A 254-nucleotide genomic window follows, 5' to 3' on the forward strand; every position below is an offset into this window, starting at 1 on the left:
CGAAATCAGCCGGAACGGGCGCATCTCGAAAAGCGGTGACAGGTTCGCTCGAAAATGCCTGTACGAAGCAGCAAATGCGATCTTGTCTCGAAAGCTTGGCGGCCCTCGCCTGCGTGAGTGGGCACAGTGAAGCGCCCCGGGTTTTCAGGAGGCAGTTTTCATTTGGCTATGCAGCCATATCGAGGTTCTCGAGGGCTGCATAGTAATTGTCTTCGGCCTCAGCGGGCGGGATGTGCCCGATAGGGCCGAAGAGC

1 protein-coding gene is annotated in these 254 nt (G+C 57.9%); it reads left to right on the forward strand.

The window, feature by feature from the left end:
* Positions 1-4 precede the first annotated feature (4 nt).
* Positions 5-130 (forward strand): IS110 family transposase, encoded by a 126-nt coding sequence (locus tag SxD43FB_RS24510; protein ID WP_255245907.1) that lies wholly within the window; start codon positions 5-7, stop codon positions 128-130.
* Positions 131-254: the final 124 nt, after the last annotated feature.

The organism is Sphingobium sp. D43FB, assembly GCF_002312805.1.
Classification (GTDB): Bacteria; Pseudomonadota; Alphaproteobacteria; order Sphingomonadales; family Sphingomonadaceae; genus Sphingobium.